This window comes from Acidobacteriota bacterium (assembly GCA_016196035.1).
In the GTDB taxonomy this organism is placed as follows: domain Bacteria; phylum Acidobacteriota; class Blastocatellia; order RBC074; family RBC074; genus JACPYM01.
The window spans coordinates 66,112-85,707 of sequence record JACPYM010000011.1; the positions used below are offsets into that span (position 1 = coordinate 66,112).

General features: G+C 59.2%; 13 protein-coding genes. 11 read left to right on the plus strand and 2 right to left on the minus strand.

All coding sequences use genetic code 11. The annotated features are described in order from the left end of the window. Positions 1-38: 38 nt before the first annotated feature. Positions 39-1,595: a methylmalonyl-CoA carboxyltransferase gene (locus HY011_04595; protein ID MBI3422193.1), complete on the minus strand. Its 1,557-nt coding sequence runs from the start codon at positions 1,593-1,595 to the stop codon at positions 39-41. Between the two features lie 3 nt (positions 1,596-1,598). Then, the gene (locus HY011_04600; protein MBI3422194.1) at positions 1,599-2,054 is read right to left on the minus strand and encodes a DUF3598 domain-containing protein; all 456 of its coding nucleotides are present in this window, start codon (positions 2,052-2,054) and stop codon (positions 1,599-1,601) included. Between the two features lie 761 nt (positions 2,055-2,815). Between HY011_04600 and HY011_04605 the strand changes: the two genes are divergently transcribed. The 11 genes from HY011_04605 (at position 2,816) to fsa (ending at position 19,432) form a co-directional block, all read left to right on the plus strand. Further along, positions 2,816-3,853, plus strand: a complete 1,038-nt coding sequence (locus HY011_04605) for a LacI family DNA-binding transcriptional regulator (GenBank protein ID MBI3422195.1) — start codon at positions 2,816-2,818, stop codon at positions 3,851-3,853. A 189-nt stretch (positions 3,854-4,042) separates the two neighbouring features. Further along, positions 4,043-4,924: a TIM barrel protein gene (locus tag HY011_04610; GenBank protein ID MBI3422196.1), complete on the plus strand. Its 882-nt coding sequence runs from the start codon at positions 4,043-4,045 to the stop codon at positions 4,922-4,924. A 98-nt stretch (positions 4,925-5,022) separates the two neighbouring features. Further along, entirely contained in the window at positions 5,023-5,532 is a 510-nt protein-coding gene (locus HY011_04615) for a DinB family protein (protein ID MBI3422197.1), read from the plus strand. A 134-nt stretch (positions 5,533-5,666) separates the two neighbouring features. After that, positions 5,667-6,851: a Gfo/Idh/MocA family oxidoreductase gene (locus HY011_04620; GenBank protein MBI3422198.1), complete on the plus strand. Its 1,185-nt coding sequence runs from the start codon at positions 5,667-5,669 to the stop codon at positions 6,849-6,851. A gap of 146 nt (positions 6,852-6,997) precedes the next feature. Further along, positions 6,998-10,405 (plus strand): TonB-dependent receptor, encoded by a 3,408-nt coding sequence (locus HY011_04625; GenBank protein ID MBI3422199.1) that lies wholly within the window; start codon positions 6,998-7,000, stop codon positions 10,403-10,405. Between the two features lie 102 nt (positions 10,406-10,507). Further along, positions 10,508-11,341, plus strand: coding sequence for a 5-deoxy-glucuronate isomerase (locus HY011_04630; GenBank protein MBI3422200.1), 834 nt, complete (start codon positions 10,508-10,510; stop codon positions 11,339-11,341). A gap of 257 nt (positions 11,342-11,598) precedes the next feature. Next, a complete protein-coding gene (locus HY011_04635; GenBank protein ID MBI3422201.1) occupies positions 11,599-12,774 on the plus strand; it encodes a threonine synthase in 1,176 nt (391 codons plus the stop codon). Between the two features lie 213 nt (positions 12,775-12,987). Next, positions 12,988-16,002, plus strand: coding sequence for a hypothetical protein (locus HY011_04640; protein MBI3422202.1), 3,015 nt, complete (start codon positions 12,988-12,990; stop codon positions 16,000-16,002). A gap of 360 nt (positions 16,003-16,362) precedes the next feature. Beyond that, on the plus strand, positions 16,363-17,628 hold the full coding sequence (locus HY011_04645) for an MFS transporter (GenBank protein ID MBI3422203.1): 1,266 nt from the start codon (positions 16,363-16,365) through the stop codon (positions 17,626-17,628). A gap of 100 nt (positions 17,629-17,728) precedes the next feature. Then, a complete protein-coding gene (locus HY011_04650; protein MBI3422204.1) occupies positions 17,729-18,694 on the plus strand; it encodes a hydroxyacid dehydrogenase in 966 nt (321 codons plus the stop codon). Between the two features lie 93 nt (positions 18,695-18,787). Beyond that, entirely contained in the window at positions 18,788-19,432 is a 645-nt protein-coding gene (gene fsa, locus HY011_04655; GenBank protein ID MBI3422205.1) for a fructose-6-phosphate aldolase, read from the plus strand. Positions 19,433-19,596: the final 164 nt, after the last annotated feature.

Consider the following 19,596-nt stretch of genomic DNA (forward strand, 5'->3'; position numbering starts at 1 on the left):
AGTCCTGCTGTTACAGGGATAAGCCAGATGCCCAAATTTCAAGGCCGCAAGCCGCGCCGCTTCACGCCCAATTCGGTCGGCAATAATTCGTATGCCAACGCAACCCAATCGCACAGCAAAGGCCGCGTCTCGCGCGGGTCAATGAGTTCCTCAATGCCGAAGCCTTCGGCGGTGCGGAAGGGTGAGCGCAATTCATTCAGCATCGTTTCGATCTCACGCGTGCGGGCCGCCGGGTCGGGCGCGGCTTCGATGTCGCGTTTGTAGGCGGCCATCACACCGCCTTCGATGGGCAGCGAACCCCAGTCGCCCGACGGCCAGGCGTAGCGCAGATTCAAGGCCTGCGCATTGCCGTGCGCCGCGCCCGCCACGCCAAACACGCGGCGCAGGATGATCGAAACCCACGGCACCGTCGCCTGATAGGCCGCCGCCATCGCGCGTGCGCCATAACGCGCCGTGCCCGCGCGTTCGGCCCGCGTGCCGATCAGGAAGCCGGGCTGGTCTACGAAATTGACGATGGGCAGATGGAAGGTGTCGCAGAGGTCAACGAAGCGCGTCATCTTTTCCGAAGCAGGCGCATCGAGTCCGCCGCCGCCTTGTTTGGGATCACTGGCCAGCACGCCCACCGGATAACCGTGCAGGCGCGCCAGGCCTGTCACCAGCGGCTTGCCGTAATAGCGATTCAATTCAAACAGCGAATCATGATCGAGTACGAGGTTGAGCAGGCGGCGAATGTCGTAGGTCTTGCGCCGGTCGCGCGGAATGATTGATAACAATTCTTCTTCGCGGCGTTGCGGGTCGTCGCGGTTGTCTGAACGTGCGGGCAATTGCCAAACGTTCGCGGGCAGATAAGACAGGAAGCGGCGAATCTGGGCGAAGGCTTCTTCTTCGCTTTCGACTTCGTTATCCACCGCGCCGCTGCCATGTGCGTGGATGTGCGCGCCGCCGAGTTCTTCTTTCGTCACCTTTTCGCCGACGCCGCGTTCGACCACGGGCGGGCCAGCCACGAACAATTGGCTGACGTTTTTGACCATCACCGAAAAGTGCGCATGCACGACGCGCACGGCCCCCAGGCCCGCGCACGGCCCCAGGCACGCCGAGACGACCGGAATTTCTGACAGCGAGGCGACGATGATGTCCCAGGCGGGATTGGCGGGCACGTAGGTGCGGCCTGTCATTTCAAGTGTCTTGACGCTGCCGCCGCCGCCCGTGCCTTCGACCAGGCGGATCATGGGCAAGCGCAGTTCGCGGGCCATGCGTTCGGCGTAACTCATCTTGTGACCGATGGCGGCATCCGCCGCGCCACCGCGCACGGTGAAATCATCGCCGCCCACGATCACACGCCGCCCGTCCAGGCGCCCGCTGCCACAGACGAAATTCGACGGTGTAAACGCGACCATCTCGCCGTTTTCATAAACGGCTTTGCCTGCGAGCGCGCCGGTTTCGTGAAAGCTGCCGGGATCGAGCAAACGATCAATGCGTTCGCGCACGGTGAGACGCCCATTGTCGTGCTGGCGCGCCACGTTGGCCGCGCCGCCGAGTTGTTTGGCGAGTTCGACACGGCGTTTGATTTCGTCAACTTCGGGTTGCCAGCTCAAGGGCTATCCTTCCATTTGCACACGTTGTTCTTTGATGATCGTGCGTTTGACGATTTCGCCGTGCTCGAACCAGTGCCAGGTGCGCGCGCGGTGCTTGCCGCAGGGGCTGAGCTGGATCATTTCGTAGAGATAATTTTCCGGCGCGGCTTTGTAAACCCAGGTCAGGATGATGGTCTTGTCGTCCACTTCCCAGGTGTAGCCGCTGATGCGTTCGGATTCCAGGTAAAGTTTGCCGTCGCGATAAGTGCCGGGGAATTGGTGAATTTCGGTGCGGCCATCGGTCCAGGTGTAGCGATTCGTCTGGTGATAATCGGCGGAACCGTCTTCGGGAAAAACGCTGGTCAGGTGCGAGGCGTGGCGGTCGAGCACGTTGCCCGCGTTATCAAGATAGATGTATTCGCCTTTCCAATCTCCCGCATGACGGGCAAGTAAAGGCATCTCGGTACGGATAGACATGATGGATTGCTCCTTGGGTAATGGTTACGAATAAGGCTTGGAACTTTATGCTGTATGCAGCGGCCAAGATACAACCGGTGTGGCGAAAAAGTCATGTAGCTGGCGGAGGGCAGGCATTCTGTAGCAAGAGCGCTTTAACGGCTTGGCTGAAACCCGAGTCCCGAATCCTGATTCCAGCTATAGTTTTTAAGAAAAAGAATTTCCGAAAAGCCCCAAAGGGACGATCAGCCAACAGCCCAGGGTGCAGCCCTGGGGAGTCGTGCAAATGGTTCGGCCAGCCCTGAAAGGGCGACAGCCAAGCCTATGGCTGTCGCCCTTTCAGGGCTTTGCACAATGACTCAATGTGCTGCCTGGGGCTGCATGCACCCCAGGCTGTTGGCTGACGCTCCGTTGGAGCTGGCTCCGGAAATTCTTTTTCTTGAAGTCTATAGCTGGAATCAGGATTCGGGACTCAGTCTAAAGTCTTAATTGGAATCTGGGCGGCAGCGGAAACACCTGCTCCCAACACACACAGCGGCGCGTACATACCAATCTTGCGGAGTTCGATTTAGAATCCGCCCGCACTAGATCGGTTTTCACATCGGTGTATGGGAAAAGTCGCGCAGCGGGACAGTACCGCGCGCGTGAGCAAGCGGCGCGTCAAGCTTACGCCATTGGCTGAGTCGCCCAGGCACCGCTTGCTTACGCGCGCGGTACTGTCCCGGCACAACGCGCGCCCGTAAACGCAATTGCAAACCGCTCTAATCTGCCAACAAGGAGCCTGCTTGAAGAAGAAAGTCACGATCCGCGATATTGGAAATCAACTCGGCCTGTCCGCCATGACGATCTCGCTGGCGCTGCGCGATCATCCGCGCATTTCGGCGCAAACCAAGGCCCGTGTACTGGCGGCGATGAAAGAAATGGGCTACCGGCCCAACCGCGTGGCGCGCGCGCTGGCGACGGGCAAATCAAACCTGATCGGCGTCGTCGTGCCCAATAGTTCCGACCAGTATTACGCCGAAGTCATCCGCGCCATTGAGGACGCCGCGCGCGCCGCCGATTATCACGTGTTGCTCTGCAATGGTTCGTATGAGTTGGAGCATTACGCCGAGCGCGTGCGCGAGATGCTGAGCTTGCACGTGCAAGGGCTGATCGCCGCGCCGCCTTTCACCAGCGAACGCCCGAAGCTGCCAGCGTTTTGGCGCGAACTGGAACGCGATGACTTTCAGGTTGTGTTGATCAATCGCCAGTTGCGTCCGGCGCTCTTTCATCAGGTCGCGGCGGATTACATTGCGGGCGTCAAACTGGTCGTCGCCGAACTCGCGGCCCGGGGGCATCGCCGCGTGGCCTATATTTCCGGCACGCCCGCGATGCTGCCGATACGCCAACGCCTGACGGCCTTTCGCCGGCAAGCGCGTGAGGCCGGGCTCGCGCAAGATGCCGCACTTTATGAATACAGCGCGCTGACTTTTGCGGGCGGCTTTGAAGCGGGGCAACGCCTCTGGCAAAACAATCGCGTGAAACCAACGGCGGTGGTGGCTTTCAGCGATGTTGTCGCGGTGGGGTTGTTGCGCTTTCTCGATCAGTCCGCGATCAAGGTGCCGCAGGCAGTGTCGGTCGTGAGTTTTGATGGGACGCCCGTCGGCGCGTTCACCCACACCAGTCTGACCACGGTGGCGACGCCCATGTACGAGATCGGTCAGCGCGCCTTTCAATTGCTGCTCGGGGCGATGGCCGGAGCATTTGCCGCGCCGCAAAGCGTCATCCTGCCGGTGGAATTGAAGCTGCGCGAATCTATTGGAACTGTCCCGCCGGTGCGCTGAAGGTCTGGTAATTTCCCGGCCAGGTTAGGCCGGGAAAGCATTGACACGGTTGGAATCCCTGTGGTTTAGTTTACCGGTAAACAAACCTGCAACACCAAGCAGGCTCACACACGCTGGGATTCAATCAAAGAACAATTCGATGTTTGCGCGAGGCAGTTGGCTGCAACTGCTTCATTGGAGCGGCTCTCGATGCTTTCCCGTCGCACATTTCTGGCTGCCTTCCCGTTGACGCTGGCTACGGCGCCAGCCTGGCCGCTCAACAAAGCCGAAAGCAGCGGCGTCAAGCTGGCCTGCCAGACCAACGCCTGGCGCATTGACCCGCAGGATTTCTCGCAAGTGCTGGCGGTGCTGGGCAAGTTGAAAGAGTTGGGTTTTGAGGGTTTCGAGACCGGCTTCCGCAATTTGCAGGGGCAGTTCAACAACGCGGCGGCGGCGCGCCAACAGCTTGCCCAAACCGGGCTGCAATTTTTTGGCGCGCATATCTTCCTCGATCAGTACGACGCACAAACGCACATTGCGCCGATGGATTTGGTGCAGAAGATTGCTGGCGGTGTTTCAATGCTTGGCGCGCAACGCCTGATCTTGAGCGGCGGCGGCTTGCTCAAGGACGGTAAAGTGGACGCCGAAGCTTTGAAACGAAAAGCGGCGGGTTTGAATGCAGCGGCCAAATACTGCCGCTCGAAAGGGCTGCGGCTGGCCTATCACAACCACGGACCGGAGTTCATGCAAAACGGTTTGGAGATTGAAGGGCTGTATCGCCTGACCGACCCGGCGCTAGTAGATTTTCTGCTGGATTGCGGCTGGGCGGCACGCGGCGGCATGAACGTGCCCGCGTTTTTTGCCAAACATCAGCGCCGCATCATTGGCCTGCATTTGCGCGATTTCAAAGGCGACACACAGGTGCCGCTGGGGCAGGGCGATTTCCCGCTCAAGGATTTGGTTGCCGTCATCAAGCGCGTACAATGGCGCGGCTGGGCGCTCAACGAAGAAGAACGGTTGAACGGCGAGAAGCCCGGCGAAAGCGCCGTGGCGCCTGCGCGGCAGACGCTGCGGCAAGTGTTTGGCAAATGATCACCGTACAGCAAGCTGCCAGCTTGCTGTTGTCTCGATAGGTACGACATTCGAAGTCAACAGCAAGCTGGCAGCTTGCTGTACGGTTTGGAGAACCAATGGCAATCAAAGAAGCACTCTTACCCGAATTCGATCAGGAAATGGCGACGACACGCAAAGTGCTCGAACGTCTGCCGACCGACAAACTCGAATGGACGCCGCATCCGCGTTCGATGGCGATGGGCCGTCTGGGCACGCACGTCGGCACGCTGTATGACTGGATGATCAAGACGCTTACGCTGGATTCGTTTGATGTCGCTCCGGTGGACGGCGAACCATACCGCCTGCCCGATTTCAGCAGCACCGCCGCCATCGTCGAACGCTTCGAGGCGTTGGGCAAGGCGGCGCGTGCCGCGTTGGCCGAAGCAAGCGATGAACATCTGATGCAGCCGTGGTCGTTGCTGCAAGGCGGACAAACGCTTTTCACCATGCCGCGCCTCGTCGTGTTGCGCAGCTTTGTTTTCAATCACCTGATTCATCATCGCGGGCAATTGAGTTTGTACCTGCGGCTCAACGATGTGCCGGTGCCTGCGATTTATGGCCCATCGGCGGATGAAGGGCAAATGTAGTTGCAATGCAGGGACAGTACCGCGCGCGTCAGCAAGCGGCGCGTCAAGTCAAGCCCGCTGGCACAACTGCACAGGTTCCGCTTGCTGACGCGCGCGGTACTGTCCCAACGCAGCGGCAGAGATAATAAAAGCAAATGCAGCGAAGAAATTTTCTAATCAGCGCAGGCACAACGGTTCTCACGGCAGCCTCGTATCAACGCATTCTCGGTGCCAATGACCGCTTGGGGATGGCGCTGGTCGGCTGCGGACGGCGCGGGCGTGAGGTGATGGGCGCGTTTTTGAAAACAGGACGCGCCGAATTGCGTTGCCTGTGCGACATCTATGACGTGCAGCGTGGCCGCGCGAAGGAACAACTTGGCGTGACTCCGCCCGAAGTCGGTACGTTGGAAGCAGCGCTGGCGCGCACCGACGTTGACGCCGTGCTCATCGGTATACCTGATCATTTGCATCTGACGCAGACACTGGCGGCGCTCAAAGCGGGCAAGCATGTCTATCTGGAAAAACCGACGTCGCATCAGTTTGAAGAAGGGCCGCAGTTTTTGGCGGCGGCCAAACAGTACGGCAAGGTCATTCAAACCGGCACGCAACAACGTAGCGGCGCGCATTACCGGCGCGCCAAGGAAGAGATTTTTGACAAAGGGAAACTGGGGCAGGTGATTTTCGCGCGCGCCATCTGGCACGACTTCCCCTGGCAGCGCCGCCGGATTGGCCCGCAACCCAAACCAGCGACGCTGGATTGGGAACGCTTTCTAGGGCCTGCGCGCAAGGTGCCCTACGAATGGATTCGCTATGATTCGTGGCGCTATTTCCCGGATTATGGCGGCGGCTTGCTGGCTGACATTCTGACGCATTGGGCGGATGTGGCGCAGTGGATGATGAACGAGACGCGCCCGCTAAATGCGGTGGCGACTGGCGGGATTTATCAACTCAACGATGGACGCGAGAATCCCGACACAGTCAACGCGATCCTGCAATACAAAAACTGGAATCTGAGCTTTGAATCCTCCGTGCTGCCGATTCGCAATGAACGGCCCGGCGTGTTCTTTCAAGGCACGGATGGCACGCTGGAATTGACGCGGGCCGAATATGTGGTTACCCCGAACAAGGGTGCGGTTGAAGTCGTCAAGGCCGAAGGCAATTTGGAAGTCGCCCACGCCAATAACTTCCTAGATGCAGTAAAAGATGGTAAAAAGCCGAACGCTGAAATCGAAATCGGATTGGCCGCGTGCAATCCGGTGCATTTGGCGAAGGCCGCCTATTGGCAGCGGCGGCGCATGAAGTTCGATGCGACCGGCGCCAAAATCCTCACCGACAGTTGAACGAATACGCTTTGCTGGGATTGTCTTTTTCGCTTCGTCCGGATTGGTAAATGAAAGTGAGCTGAGGGTGGGACGTGTGCTAGCGTTTCCGCTTCAGCTTGCTGCTTACCCTTTCTTTACAACCAACACCAAGGAGGACAGTAAACATGCACAAAGCACTGGTGCGGAAGGCTGTGGCATTTTTTGGCCTGGCACTGCTTGCGTTACTGACCAGCGTCCCGGCGCTGGGCCAGGCAGTCTATGGCAACATCGTCGGCTCGGTCACCGACCCGCAAGGCGCGGCGGTGCCGAATGCCAAAGTGATCATCACCGATTTGGGGCGTGGCGTCGTGGTGACGGCGACGACCAACGAGTCGGGCAACTTCAACCAGCGGTTCCTGATCGTGGGCCGCTATTCCGTCAAAGTCGAAGCGCAAGGCTTCAAGTCCGCCGTGCAGGAAGTCAGCGTCTCGGTTGACCAGGAAGTCTCGCTCGACCTCAAGCTGCAAACCGGCGCGGTCAGCGAACAGGTCACCATCACGGCGGAAGCGCCGTTGCTCAAAACCGAACGCAGCGACGTCGCGGTGACTTTCAGCGAAAAGGCGCTGACGACGTTGCCGTTGCTCAATCGGCGTTTCACGTCGGTCGAATTATTCACGCCGGGTATAACAACCTGGCCCGGCCAAACCGCCGCGAGCGAAGACCCGCAAGGTTCTTATCGCAAGATCGTCAACGGGCAAAGCTTCGCGGGCACGTCGCATTTGCTGGACGGCACCGACAATCACGACTCGATGCTCGGTTTGATCGTCATCAATCCAACGCTCGAATCGGTGACGGAAGCCAAAGTCACGACTTCGGCCTATGACGCCGAGTTCGGCGCGAATGCGGGCGTCGTGAGCGCGCAAACCCGTTCGGGCACGAACAGCTTTCACGTGGTCGCGTTCGATTTTTTGAAAAACGATCACTTGAATGCGCGCAACCCCTTCACCCAATTCCAACCGATTCGCGGCACGACTCGTTACATTCCCGTGACGCAGATCAATCAATACGGCGGCGCGGTCAGCGGCAAGATCATTCCGAACAAGCTGTTTTGGTTCGGCGATTATCAAGGCACGCGCCGCAACATCGGCGGCAGCGTGATCACGCGTGTGCCGACGGCGGCGGAACGCGCGGGCGATTTCAGCGCCACCGGGTTGCCCAATATCTTTGATCCGGCGGGCACGGCGGCTCCGGCGGCTCGCACGCAGTTTGAATTCAACGGCAAGAAGAACGTCATTCCGACCAACCGCCTGTCGGCGCAATCGTTGGCCTTGCTCAACAAATACATTCCGTTGCCCAACTTCACCCCGGCCTCGGCTGACCTGCCGAACTATGTCGGCGCGGGTTCGGCCAAATTCAACGAAGACCTGACCAACACGCGTTGGGATTATTACGTGACCGAAAAAATGCACGCCTTTGGCCGTTACAGTTTCGCTGATTACCGGCTGATCTCGCCGGGCGTGTATGGCAGCAACGGCGGCGGGATCGGATTCCAACCGACCTCGACCTTTGCAGGCGAGTCGAAGACGCGCAATCAGAGCCTGGCTTCGGGCTTCGATTACACCTTAAGCCCGGCATGGCTGACCGACTTCCGCTTCGGCTTCTATCGCTATCGCGTGAACGTTGATCCTGGGCAATCGCAAACGACGCCGGCCAAAGACATCGGCATTCCGGGTTTGAATAACGACTCGTTCACGGGCGGCTTGCCGTACTTCCAGATCAATGGCGTCGGCGGTTTGGCCTTTGGCTATGCCCTTGGCGTGAATGCCTGCAACTGTCCGTTGCGCGAGAACGAGCGGCAGATTCAGTTCGTCAACAACTGGACGAATCTGCGTGGCAATCACACGTTCAAGTTCGGCGCGGACATCCGGCGCGCTTACAACTTGCGCATTCCGTCTGACCGCCATCGCGCGGGTGAACTCACCTTTGACGTAGCGCGCACGGCGGGGCCGACGGGCGGTGGCACGGGTTTGGCGAGCTTCCTGCTCGGCGACGTATCGAGCTTCGCCCGCTACGTCAGTACGATCACCGATGCCGAAGAGCGCCAGAACCGCTGGTTCTTTTATGGACAGGACACCTGGAAAGTCACCAAGAAGCTGACCATTAATTACGGGTTGCGCGAAGAGATTTATCGTCCGCAAACCGTGACCGGCGCGGGCAAGGGTGGATTCATTGACGTCAACACCGGCGAAGTTTTGATTGCCGGTTCGCAAGGCGTCGGTCTTGACCTGAATCAGCGAGGCACCTTCACGACCATTTCGCCGCGCTTGGGCATCGCCTATCGCGTGACCGACAAGACCGTCATTCGCATGGGTTACGGACGCGGTTACGACATCGGCGTGTTCGGCTCGGTCTTCGGGCACAACGTGACGCAGAACCTGCCGGTGCTGGGCATTCAATCGAACGTCCCGGCGCAAAACTATCTGTCGGTTTTCACGCTGGCCCAAGGGCCGACGGCGCTTGATCCGGCGACGATTCTGAATAGCCAGCCCAAAGGCCCGAATGGCCGCCCGATTCTGCCCAACGGCGTGACGGCGTTCATTCTGCCGAAGACGCTGCGACTACCGACCAGCGATCAATGGAACCTGACGGTGCAACGGCAACTGCCCGGTGACATTTCGGTCGAAGCGGCTTACGTCGGCAGCAAAGGCACACACACCTTTGCCGGCACCGGCGGCGATTACGATTTCAATCAGGCGACCTTGCAGGGTTTCGGCACGCTGACGCTCAATCAGCGCAAGCCGTTCTTCAACAAATTCGGTTGGTCGCAAAACTTCCGTTATTACGGTTCGGATGCGAGCACCAATTACCACGGTTTGCAGATGAAGGCCGAGAAGCGTTTCTCGAAAGGCTTCTCGTTGATGAGCCATTACACCTGGTCGCGCTCGTTCAATTTCGACGGCACCTATTACAACATTGACGCGACGCAGGCTTACGGCCCGAATCCCCAAACGCGCAGCCACGTTTTCCTTTTCACGGGGATTTACGAGGTGCCAATTGGCAAGGGCAAACGTCTGCTCGGCAATGCGCCGAAAGCGGTGGACGCCGTCCTGGGCGGCTGGCAAGTCAACACGGTCTGGCAGGCGCAAAGCGGCTTGCCGTTTACGCCGTCTTATCGCGATTGCAACAATGACCGTGATACAGGCTGGTGCCGTCCTGACTTGGTCGGCGATTGGCATCTGGACAACCCAACGCGCGATCAGTGGTTCAAGATCACCTCGACGGCGCTCACGGCCAACGGCCAAACCGACGGCCCCTGGCGGCGTCCGCAACGGGGCGTCTTCGGCAGCGTCGGAAAGAATCGCTTGCTCGGTCCTGGCCTCTCGTTGTGGGATACGTCCTTCTTCAAGAACTTCAAGATCACCGAGCGGGTCAAGGCGCAATTCCGCGCCGAATCGTTCAACTTTGCCAACCACATCAACTTGAACAACCCCAGCACCTGCGTGGACTGCCCCGGTTCAGCGGGTAAGATCACCTCTATGCTGGGTTCAGCGACGCCAAGACAATGGCAGTTCGCTTTGCGGTTGGAATACTAACTTGAGAGATTAGGGACTAGGGGCTGGGGGCTAGCTAGTGGCCCTGCAACCAGCCCCTAAACCCTAACTCCTAGCCCCCTTCCATTTGCTGGGATGAAATAAATGTCGAATACCGCTCAAGCAGTGCAACTGGCTGTGCCTCCGTCCACGGTCGTTGACCCGATCAACAAAAGCGAGCACGTCAAACCGGGCGTGCTTTTCAAAGACGAAGCCACCGGTGCGTCCTTCCGCCAACGCTTCACGCCGGACGCCGCCAATTTGAATTGGCTGAGTTGCGGCGAATATGCGTTGGCCTCTGGCGGTTCATCCGGCGCGCTCGTGCATCCTGATGACGAGAGCTTATTGTTTCAAGTGCAAGGCCACGCGCAGGTCGAAGTGCATGAGCAAGTTTATGCACTTGCGCCCTATGACACGCTTTACATTCCCAAGGGCGCACCCTATCAAATTTCAAATTTGTCCTCTGCAATTGCCAAAGTGATTCGTTGCTCGGCAACCGCAGAGAATGTTCACCCGGTGCATCACTCCAAGTTTGCCGAATACGCCCAACGCGCAGACCGCCTTCGCAAGCTGTCCGGTAAGGACGTCTTCCTGATGTTCGATGTGCCGGAAGCCGCCGACAAACTGATTGCGGGTTACACCTTCTTCCAGCCCTATCAACGCTCCTGGCCGCCGCACAACCACACCGACCAGGAAGAGGTCTACATCTTCATCAAAGGCCACGGCGCGATGGAAGTTTATGAATCGCCCGAAAAGCTCTGCTTCGTGACCTCCGTCAACGAGGGCGATACCGTGACGATCCCGATGATGAACTATCACCCGGTTTTCTCGCAGGACTCGCCGCTCGAATTCATTTGGTGCATTGCAGGCGCGCGCTATTGGGTGGGCGATAAGAACAAGGATTTTATGGCCGGCAAGGGCGACCAGATCACGACCTGATAGTTGATAGTTGACAGTTGATAGTTGATAGTTCGGACAATTACTTTCTAGGACTTACGCAAAAGCCGGAAACTTTGCCACAGAGGCACGGAGACACAGAGCCAGCGAGCTAGTCTTCCGGTCTTTCATGTCTTTCCTCTGTGGCTCCGTGCCTCTGTGGCAATGCTTCTGCGTAAGTCCTACTTTCAACTAAATGGCCGAGTGGATGCGCCTGCTCGGTAACTGTCAACTATCAATTTTCAACTATCAACTACCTTATGTTTGTCACTCATCTCGAATGCTCGAAGACGGGCAAAACCTACGCCCCCAATCAACTCTACAATCTTTCCGAAGCGGGCAAACCCTTGCTCGTGCGCTATGACTTGCAAAAGGCCGCGCAAACGCTGACTCAAGCGAGTTTGAAAGACCGCGTGTCTTCGCTTTGGCGTTACCGCGAAGTGCTGCCCGTAATCCACGATGAAAACATCGTCGCGCTGGGCGAAGGCTGGACGCCGCTTTTGCACGCACGTCGTTTGGGCGCGCAATTTGGCTTGCCGCAACTCTGGATCAAAGACGAATCGCCCAATCCGACCGGCTCGTTCAAAGCGCGCGGCCAGGCGGTTGCCATTTCGATGGCAAAAGAGCTGGGCGTCAAAAAAGTCGCCGTGCCCACGGCGGGTAACGCGGGCGGCGCAATGGCGGCTTACGCGGCGGTGGCGGGGTTGGGGGCTTACGTTTTCATGCCGCGCGACACCCCGGCGGCCAATCAGATTGAATGCGCGCAATACGGCGCGCACGTCACGCTGATTGACGGCCTCATCACCGATTGCGGCGCTGAAGTCGCCAGACGCAAGGAGGCTGAGGGCTGGTTCGATGTCTCGACGCTCAAAGAGCCGTACCGCATCGAAGGCAAAAAAACGATGGGCTACGAGTTGGCCGAACAATTCAACTGGGAACTGCCCGATGTGATCTTGTATCCGACCGGCGGCGGCACCGGCTTGGTCGGTATGTGGAAAGCCTTTGATGAAATGGAGCAGATGGGTTGGATCGGCACAAAGCGTCCGCGCATGTTTTCGATCCAAGCCGCCGGTTGCGCGCCCATCGTGCGCGCGTATGAAAACGGTTGGGACGAAGCGCCCGAATTCGAAAATGCGCATACTGCGGCGTCGGGCTTGCGCGTGCCGCGCGCCATCGGCGATTTCATCATGCTCGACATCCTGCGCCAGAGCGGTGGCGGCGCGGTCGCGGTGACGGATGAAGAAATGATTGCCGACACGCGCGTCGTAGGCGCTGCCGAAGGGCTTTTCTGTGCGCCCGAAGGCGCGGCCTGTTTTTCCGGTTTGAAGAAATTGCTGGCGGCTGGGCAGGTCAACTCTGACGAACGCATCGTGCTGTTCAACACGGGTACGGGGGTGAAGTATCTGGAAGCATACGGATTGAAGACCGTGACCTAATGTCGTTGGGAGCGCGGACGTCCCGATTCTGTTGGCGAACCCCAAAATGTCCGACAAGCTGCCAGCTTGTCGGCAGCTGCGGCAGTGCGGCCAGTCGGTTTGCTGCCACGCCTGCGACAAGCTGGCAGCTTGTCGGACACTCAAAGCGCGTTCGCCAACAGGATCGTCCCGACCACGCTCCCAGCGCGATCCGCCTTTTCCCGGAGACTCTCAATGCTAGCTGTATGTTTGCGTCTGCGTCACAGTCTCACTTGCTTGCTGATTCTAGCTGTCTTTGCCCTGCTGGTTGGTTGGCAAGGTGCGCGCCGCGTCAGCGGACAAAATGTAGTGACGACGGTTTCGGCGGCGAGTTATGCGCCGCTGCTTGCGCCCGACAGCATCGCGGCGGCCTATGGCCTGCGACTGGCGACACAGACGGCGGCGGCGGCGAGTTTGCCGCTGCCGACCAATTTGGCAGGCACGACGGTGCGCGTGAATGGCGTGCTGGCCGGGTTGTTTTTCGTTTCGCCCGGCCAGGTCAATTATGCGATTCCGGGCGATACGCAGCCGGGCAACGCACAGGTTGTGGTGACGGCAGGCGACGGCACGGTCTCGACGGGCACGGTGCAAATCAGCAATGCGGCCCCGGCAATTTTTACGGCGAACGCCAGCGGGCGCGGCTTTCCGGCGGCGGTGATTTACCGGGTGCGGTTGAACGGCACCGAAGTCTTCGAGCCAGCCGATCAAGTCATCCGGCTCGAAGCCCAGGGCGACCGCGTCTTTTTGATTTTGTTTGCCTGCGGTGTGCGGCGCGTGCCGGATACGGTGCGGGCGCGCGTGGCGGGATTGGAAATCATTCCGCAATTTGCGGGCGAAGCGGGCGGCTTTGCTGCCTTGGATCAAGTCAATGTCGAATTGCCGCCCGCCTTGTCAGGGCGCGGTCGCGTGACCATGACACTGACTGCCGGCGACAGCGTCAGTTCAAACGCGATTGACCTGCAATTCACCGGGCCAACGCCAACGCCAACACCAACGCCAACGCCAACGCCAACGCCAACGCCAACGCCAACGCCAACGCCGACACCGACACCGACGCCCACACCAACGCCGACGCCGACGCCGACACCCACACCAACACCAACGCCGACGCCGACACCAACGCCAACACCGACGCCGACGCCAACACCGACGCCGACGCCGACGCCAACACCAACGCCGACACCGACGCCAACGCCGACACCGACACCGACACCGACGCCGACGCCAACACCAACGCCGACACCGACGCCAACGCCAACGCCAACGCCGACACCGACACCGACGCCGACGCCAACACCGACGCCGACACCGACGCCGACACCAACGCCTTCAACAGCGCCGCAGATTACAAGCCTGAGTGCAGCGACTGTGCTGGCGGGCGACGAGTTGACGATTAATGGCAGCGGGTTCAGCGCGATTGGCAGTGAGACGCAGGTGATTGTGACCGACGGTCAGAACCGCGAATACCTGGCGTTGGTGACTGAGGCGACGGCGAATCGGTTGCGCGTGCGCGTGCCGTTTGGCGCGGGCAACGGACAAATCAGCGTGCGCACGTTGCAAGGCGAGTCGGCCAACAAACCGCCGCTGAGTTATCGCACTTCGATCAGCGGCTTTATCGAAGAGACGTTCACCCAGGCGAATGGACAATTGGGGCGGCGACCGATTCCCAACGTAACTTTGCGCGCACGGCCTCTGTTGCCGCCGGGGCCGCAGGTGACACAGCGCACGGGCAGTGATGGTTCGTTTGTGCTGGCCGATGTGACGGCGGGCGTGGTTGCCATTGACGTAGACCCTTCCACGACGAACGTGCCCTATCCGGCGCGCACCTTCCGGCTGATCGTGCAACCGAACCGCGACAATCAGTATGTCGCGCCGATTGAATTGCAGGCTTCGCAGCAAAACAATGCGAACTCGGTCGCGTTCAATGCCGGGCAGAACGGCGGCGCGATGGTGACGATCAATCAGAATTCGCCGTACAGCTTGAATTTTGGGGTGCCACCCAACTGCCGTGTGAGCGCGCCGCCGAATTCCAACGCCAATCGCTTCACGGTTGCATTGTTCGATCCCGAGCGCGTACCGGCGGTCATGCCCGCCGGATATTTCAGCACGGCCATCGCCCAGATCAGCCCGTTCGGCGCGTTGATGAGTCCTGGCGGCACCTTGCGCCTGCCCAATCCTGACAACATTCCGTCCGGCACGACGGTGAAGCTCTTCCGTTTTGATCAGCCAACCCAAAACGCATCTGACACCTCAACCACGGGCAGCTTTATCGAAGTCGGTACGGGGCAGGTCAACGGTAATCAAATCACCGTCAACGAAAACAGCAGCGGACTGATTGCCCAGAGCAGTTATTACTTCGCTTCGCCGGTCTATCAGACGGCGCGCGTCAGCGGCCGCGTGCTCACCAGCGATGGCCTGCCCGCCGCGCGCGCGCTGGTTTCCGCCCGTGGGCAAAGTGTTTTCACCAACAGCGACGGCGCCTTCACGCTGGAAAACATTCCGGTCATCAAGGCCGGTGATGCCGTCACGTTGGAAATCAGCTTCATGCGCCCCGACCGCGTGATTGACCGCACGCAACGCGGGCCGCTGGGGCTTACGGCGAATGGTTTCGTGATGCTCGACACCGCCATCGTCTTGGCGGGCCGTCTCACAGCCGATCAGCCATTCGTGCAGGCGCCGCCGCGTTTGACGGTCAACGAAAACCAAACGCTCGATTTTGATTTCCTGGCCGTCAGTCAAACGGCGGGCGTAACGGTGCAAGTCACCGTTACGGCCAATGGCATCACGGCGAGTGTGACAGCGCAGGGCAATGATGTTTACCGCTTGCGGCTTACGGCAGGCGGCAACAGCGTGGGCGAATACACGGCGCTGGTTACAGTGACGAGCAGCACGGGCGCGAAATTCATTCACTCAATTGCCGTGCGCGTGCGCAGGCCGACGAACCTGCCGACGGCGAACGATCAATCCGTCGTGACCAACGCCGGCACGCCGCGCAATGTGACCTTGACGGGCAGCGATCCGCTGGGCCGGGCGATTACGTTGCTGGTGATTACTTCACCGGCCAATGGCGCGATTGGCGGCTCGCTGCCCAATGCCGTGTATACGCCGCAGGGCGGCTTTAGAGGGCTGGATGCGTTTCAATATCGGGCCAACGTCAACAACAGTTCGATCATCGGCGAGAACTCGACGGTTTATGTGATCGTCAGGTGAAACCACGTGGATTGACCTCGAACGTAATGCCTAAGTGCATGGAGTTCAGCCTTTAGATCGGTTTTCACTTCGGTTTACGGGAAAAGCCGCGCAGCGGGACGGTACCGCGCGCGTGAGCAAGCGGCGCGTCACGCTTCCGCCCTTGGCCGAGTCGCACAGACTCCGCTTGCTCACGCGCGCGGTACCGTCCCGGCACAAGCTGCTCCCGTAAACGCGATTGCAAACCGCTCTAGGTTGGTGGTGGCGCGCTCTGGCGCGCCAAACAAGTTAAAGCTTGAACTCCATGCTTTTCCCCTGCTTACGCGCCTGTCTTTCGCGCTCATTTGTTGAAGACTTATGCCGCTCATAGCAACCACAACGATGCCCCCATTCAAACGCCAAATCCGCTGGTGGATGCTGGCGTTGCTGTTCTTTGTCACGGTCATCAATTTCGTAGACCGGCAGGCGCTGGCGGTGCTGGGCAATGACATCACTGACGAATTCAAACTGTCGAATACGGCGTTTGGCAGCATCGTCTCGTGGTTCCGCTTCGGCATGTTGGTCGGCGAATTCCCGATGGGCATATTGATGGATCGCGTGGGCGTGCGCCTCGGCTTGGCCCTGGCGGTGTCGTGGTGGTCGCTGGGCAATGGCTTGCACGCGCTGGCCGGTTCGCTCTGGCATTTTCGTATCTTCAGGTTTTGGCTGGGCACGGGTGAATGTGGCAATTATTCGGGCGGCAATAAGATCGTGGCTACTTGGTTCCCGGTGCGCGAGCGGGCCTTGGCGATTGGCGTCTTTAACAGCGCCTCGATGGCGGGGTCGTTCGTCGCGGCGTTTCTGATCATTCCGATTCGCGAACATTTCGGCTGGCGCGCGGGCTTTCTGGTGCCGAGTTTGTTGGGCGTCGTGTGGGTGTTGTGCTGGTGGTTTATCTATCGCCAGCCGCAGGAGCACAAAAGTGTGACGGCGGCGGAATTGCAGCACATCCTCAGCGACAGCGTGCCTGAATACAGTGAGACAGCGCCCAGCAATTGGGATTTGCTGAAGCTGAAACAAACCTGGGGGCTGATGCTCTGCCGGTTCTGGGTTGGCCCGGTGGTGGAGTTTTATTTGTACTGGATGCCGAAATACTTCCGCGATGTGCGCGGGTTGAGCATCAAGGACAGCGCCTATTTTAATTCGGTGACCTTTGTCTTTGGCGATTTGGGCAGCATCGGCGGTGGTGTGGCGGCGGCCTGGTTGCTGCGCAAAAGCTGGCAAGTCAAATCAGCGCGCCAGGCGACGTTGCTGTTTGGCGCATCGTTTTGTTTGCTCAGCTTTTTGGTGCCCGTGACGCACAGCGTGCCGGTGGCGATTGGGTTGATCTCGCTGGTGTTGCTGGGCCACACCTTTCTGTCGGCGAACATGTTCGCGTCGGTTTCGGATGTGTTTCCCAATTCGGCGGTCGCGCGGGTGACGGGGTTGACCGGCATGGCGAATGGCGTCAGCGGCATGCTTTTCCCGCTCATCACGGGCGTGATCGTAGACAAGTTTTCCTATGGGCCGGTCTTTTTTATGGCGGCGCTGATGCCCTTGCTGGGCGTGCTATTGGCGCTCGTGACCTTGAAAGATTTTCGGCGGATCGAGGCAGTACCGCGCGCGTGAGCAAGCGGCGCGTCGAGCGTAGGCCATGTTGGTGAGTTGTCCAATCTCCGCTTGCTCACGCGCGCGGTACTGTTCCGCTTGAACATGAATCTCTGAACGCATGCCAGACATACTCATTACAGAAAACATCCGGGGCGTCGCAATGGACGAGTTGTGCCGCGAATTCGACGCCGTCTTCGCGCCTGATTTGTGGCAACAACCGGCGCGCTTGCTCGACATGGTGCCGGACTTCCGCGCTTTGATCGCGCGCAATCAGACGCAACTGACGCGCGAGTTGATGGCGGCGGGCACGCGCCTGGAAGTCATCGGGCGCGCGGGCGTCGGCATGGACAACGTTGATCTGGACGCGGCGAACGAGCACGGCATCGTCGTCGCGCTGACGCCCGAACAAAGCACGAATTCCGTCGCCGAGTTGGTCATCGGCCTGCTGCTTTCGCTGATGCGTTCCATTTCGGTGGCAGATCGCGATACCAAAGCCGGGGGCTGGAATCGCCAACGCTTCATGGGCAATGAGATCAGCGGCAAGACGCTCGGCATCATCGGCTTCGGACGCATCGGTAGCAGCACTGCGGCCAAGGCCCGCGCCTTGGGCATGGAAATCCTGGACTACGATCCTTACGTTGATCCTGAGAGTTTGCGCGCGCTCGAAATCCGCGCGCGGCTCACCAGCTTTGCCGAAGTCCTCTCACGTTCGGATTGCGTCAGCTTGCACATCCCCGAAAACGAAGAGACGCGCGGCATGTTCGGCGCTGAGCAATTCCGCCTGATGAAACCGGGCGGCTTTTTCATCAATGCGGCGCGGGGCGGCGTCGTGCAGGAAGACGCCTTGCTGCACGCTTTGCAAACCAAACAAATCGCCGGTGCGGCCTTGGAAGTGCGCCAGCAGGAACCCGCGCTGCCGAGCGGCTTTGATGTGCTGCCGAACGTCATCCAGTTGCCGCATCTCGGCGCTTCAACGTATGAAGCGCAACACCGCGTCGTCACCGCCATCTGCCGCGATGTGCGCAGCATCCTGCTGGGCGGCGCGGCGCGTAACTTTGCGAATTTTGCAAAACCCAGAAAGTAGTCAGTAGTCAGTAGTCAGTAGGTATCTGCGGATGGGCTACCGGTTACCGGCTACTGACTACTGACTACTGACTACTGACTACTGACTACTGTTATGAAACTCTTTCTTGATACTGCTGATGTCGCCCAAGTCCGCGAGGCGTGGAGCTGGGGCGTTATTGATGGCGTGACGACGAACCCTTCGCACGTGTCCAAAACGGGCCGCCGGGCACAGGACGTGTACGCCGAAATTCTGGACATTGTGGACGGGCCGGTGAGTTTGGAAACCGTCACGTTGACCGCGCCGGAAATCATTGAAGAAGGCCGCACGCTGGCGCAGTTGCACCGGAACGTCGTCGTCAAGGTGCCGCTGCTCAAAGAAGGTTTGAAGGCCGTCAAGGTGTTGAGCGCCGAAGGCATCAAGACCAATGTGACCATTACCTTCTCGCCCTTGCAGGCGTTGTTGGCGGCCAAATGCGGCGCGACATACATCAGCCCGTTTGTCGGGCGGCTCGATGCAGTCGGACATTTCGGCATGGAGTTGGTCGAACAGATCAAAACGATCTACGACAATTACGGCTACCAGACCGAAATCATCGCCGCCGCCCTGCGCCATCCGACGCATGTGCTGGAAGCGGGTCTGGCGGGCGCGCACGTTTGCACGATGGCGTTCGAGATTCTGGATCAGCTTTACCACCATCCATTGACCGATGTGGTGTTACAGCAATTTCTGACTGATTGGGCGAAGGTGCCGGAATGACCCATGTAGTGGCGAATTTATTTGCTACGTAACAGAGCAATAATTGACGCAACGAATAAATTCTTTCTGTAAATAATGCGGGGCTGGAAAGGGAACAAATGTTCAGAGTTCACGCTTCAGCGTGTGAGTGGCGGCCCGCAGACACGCTGAAGCGTGAACTCTGA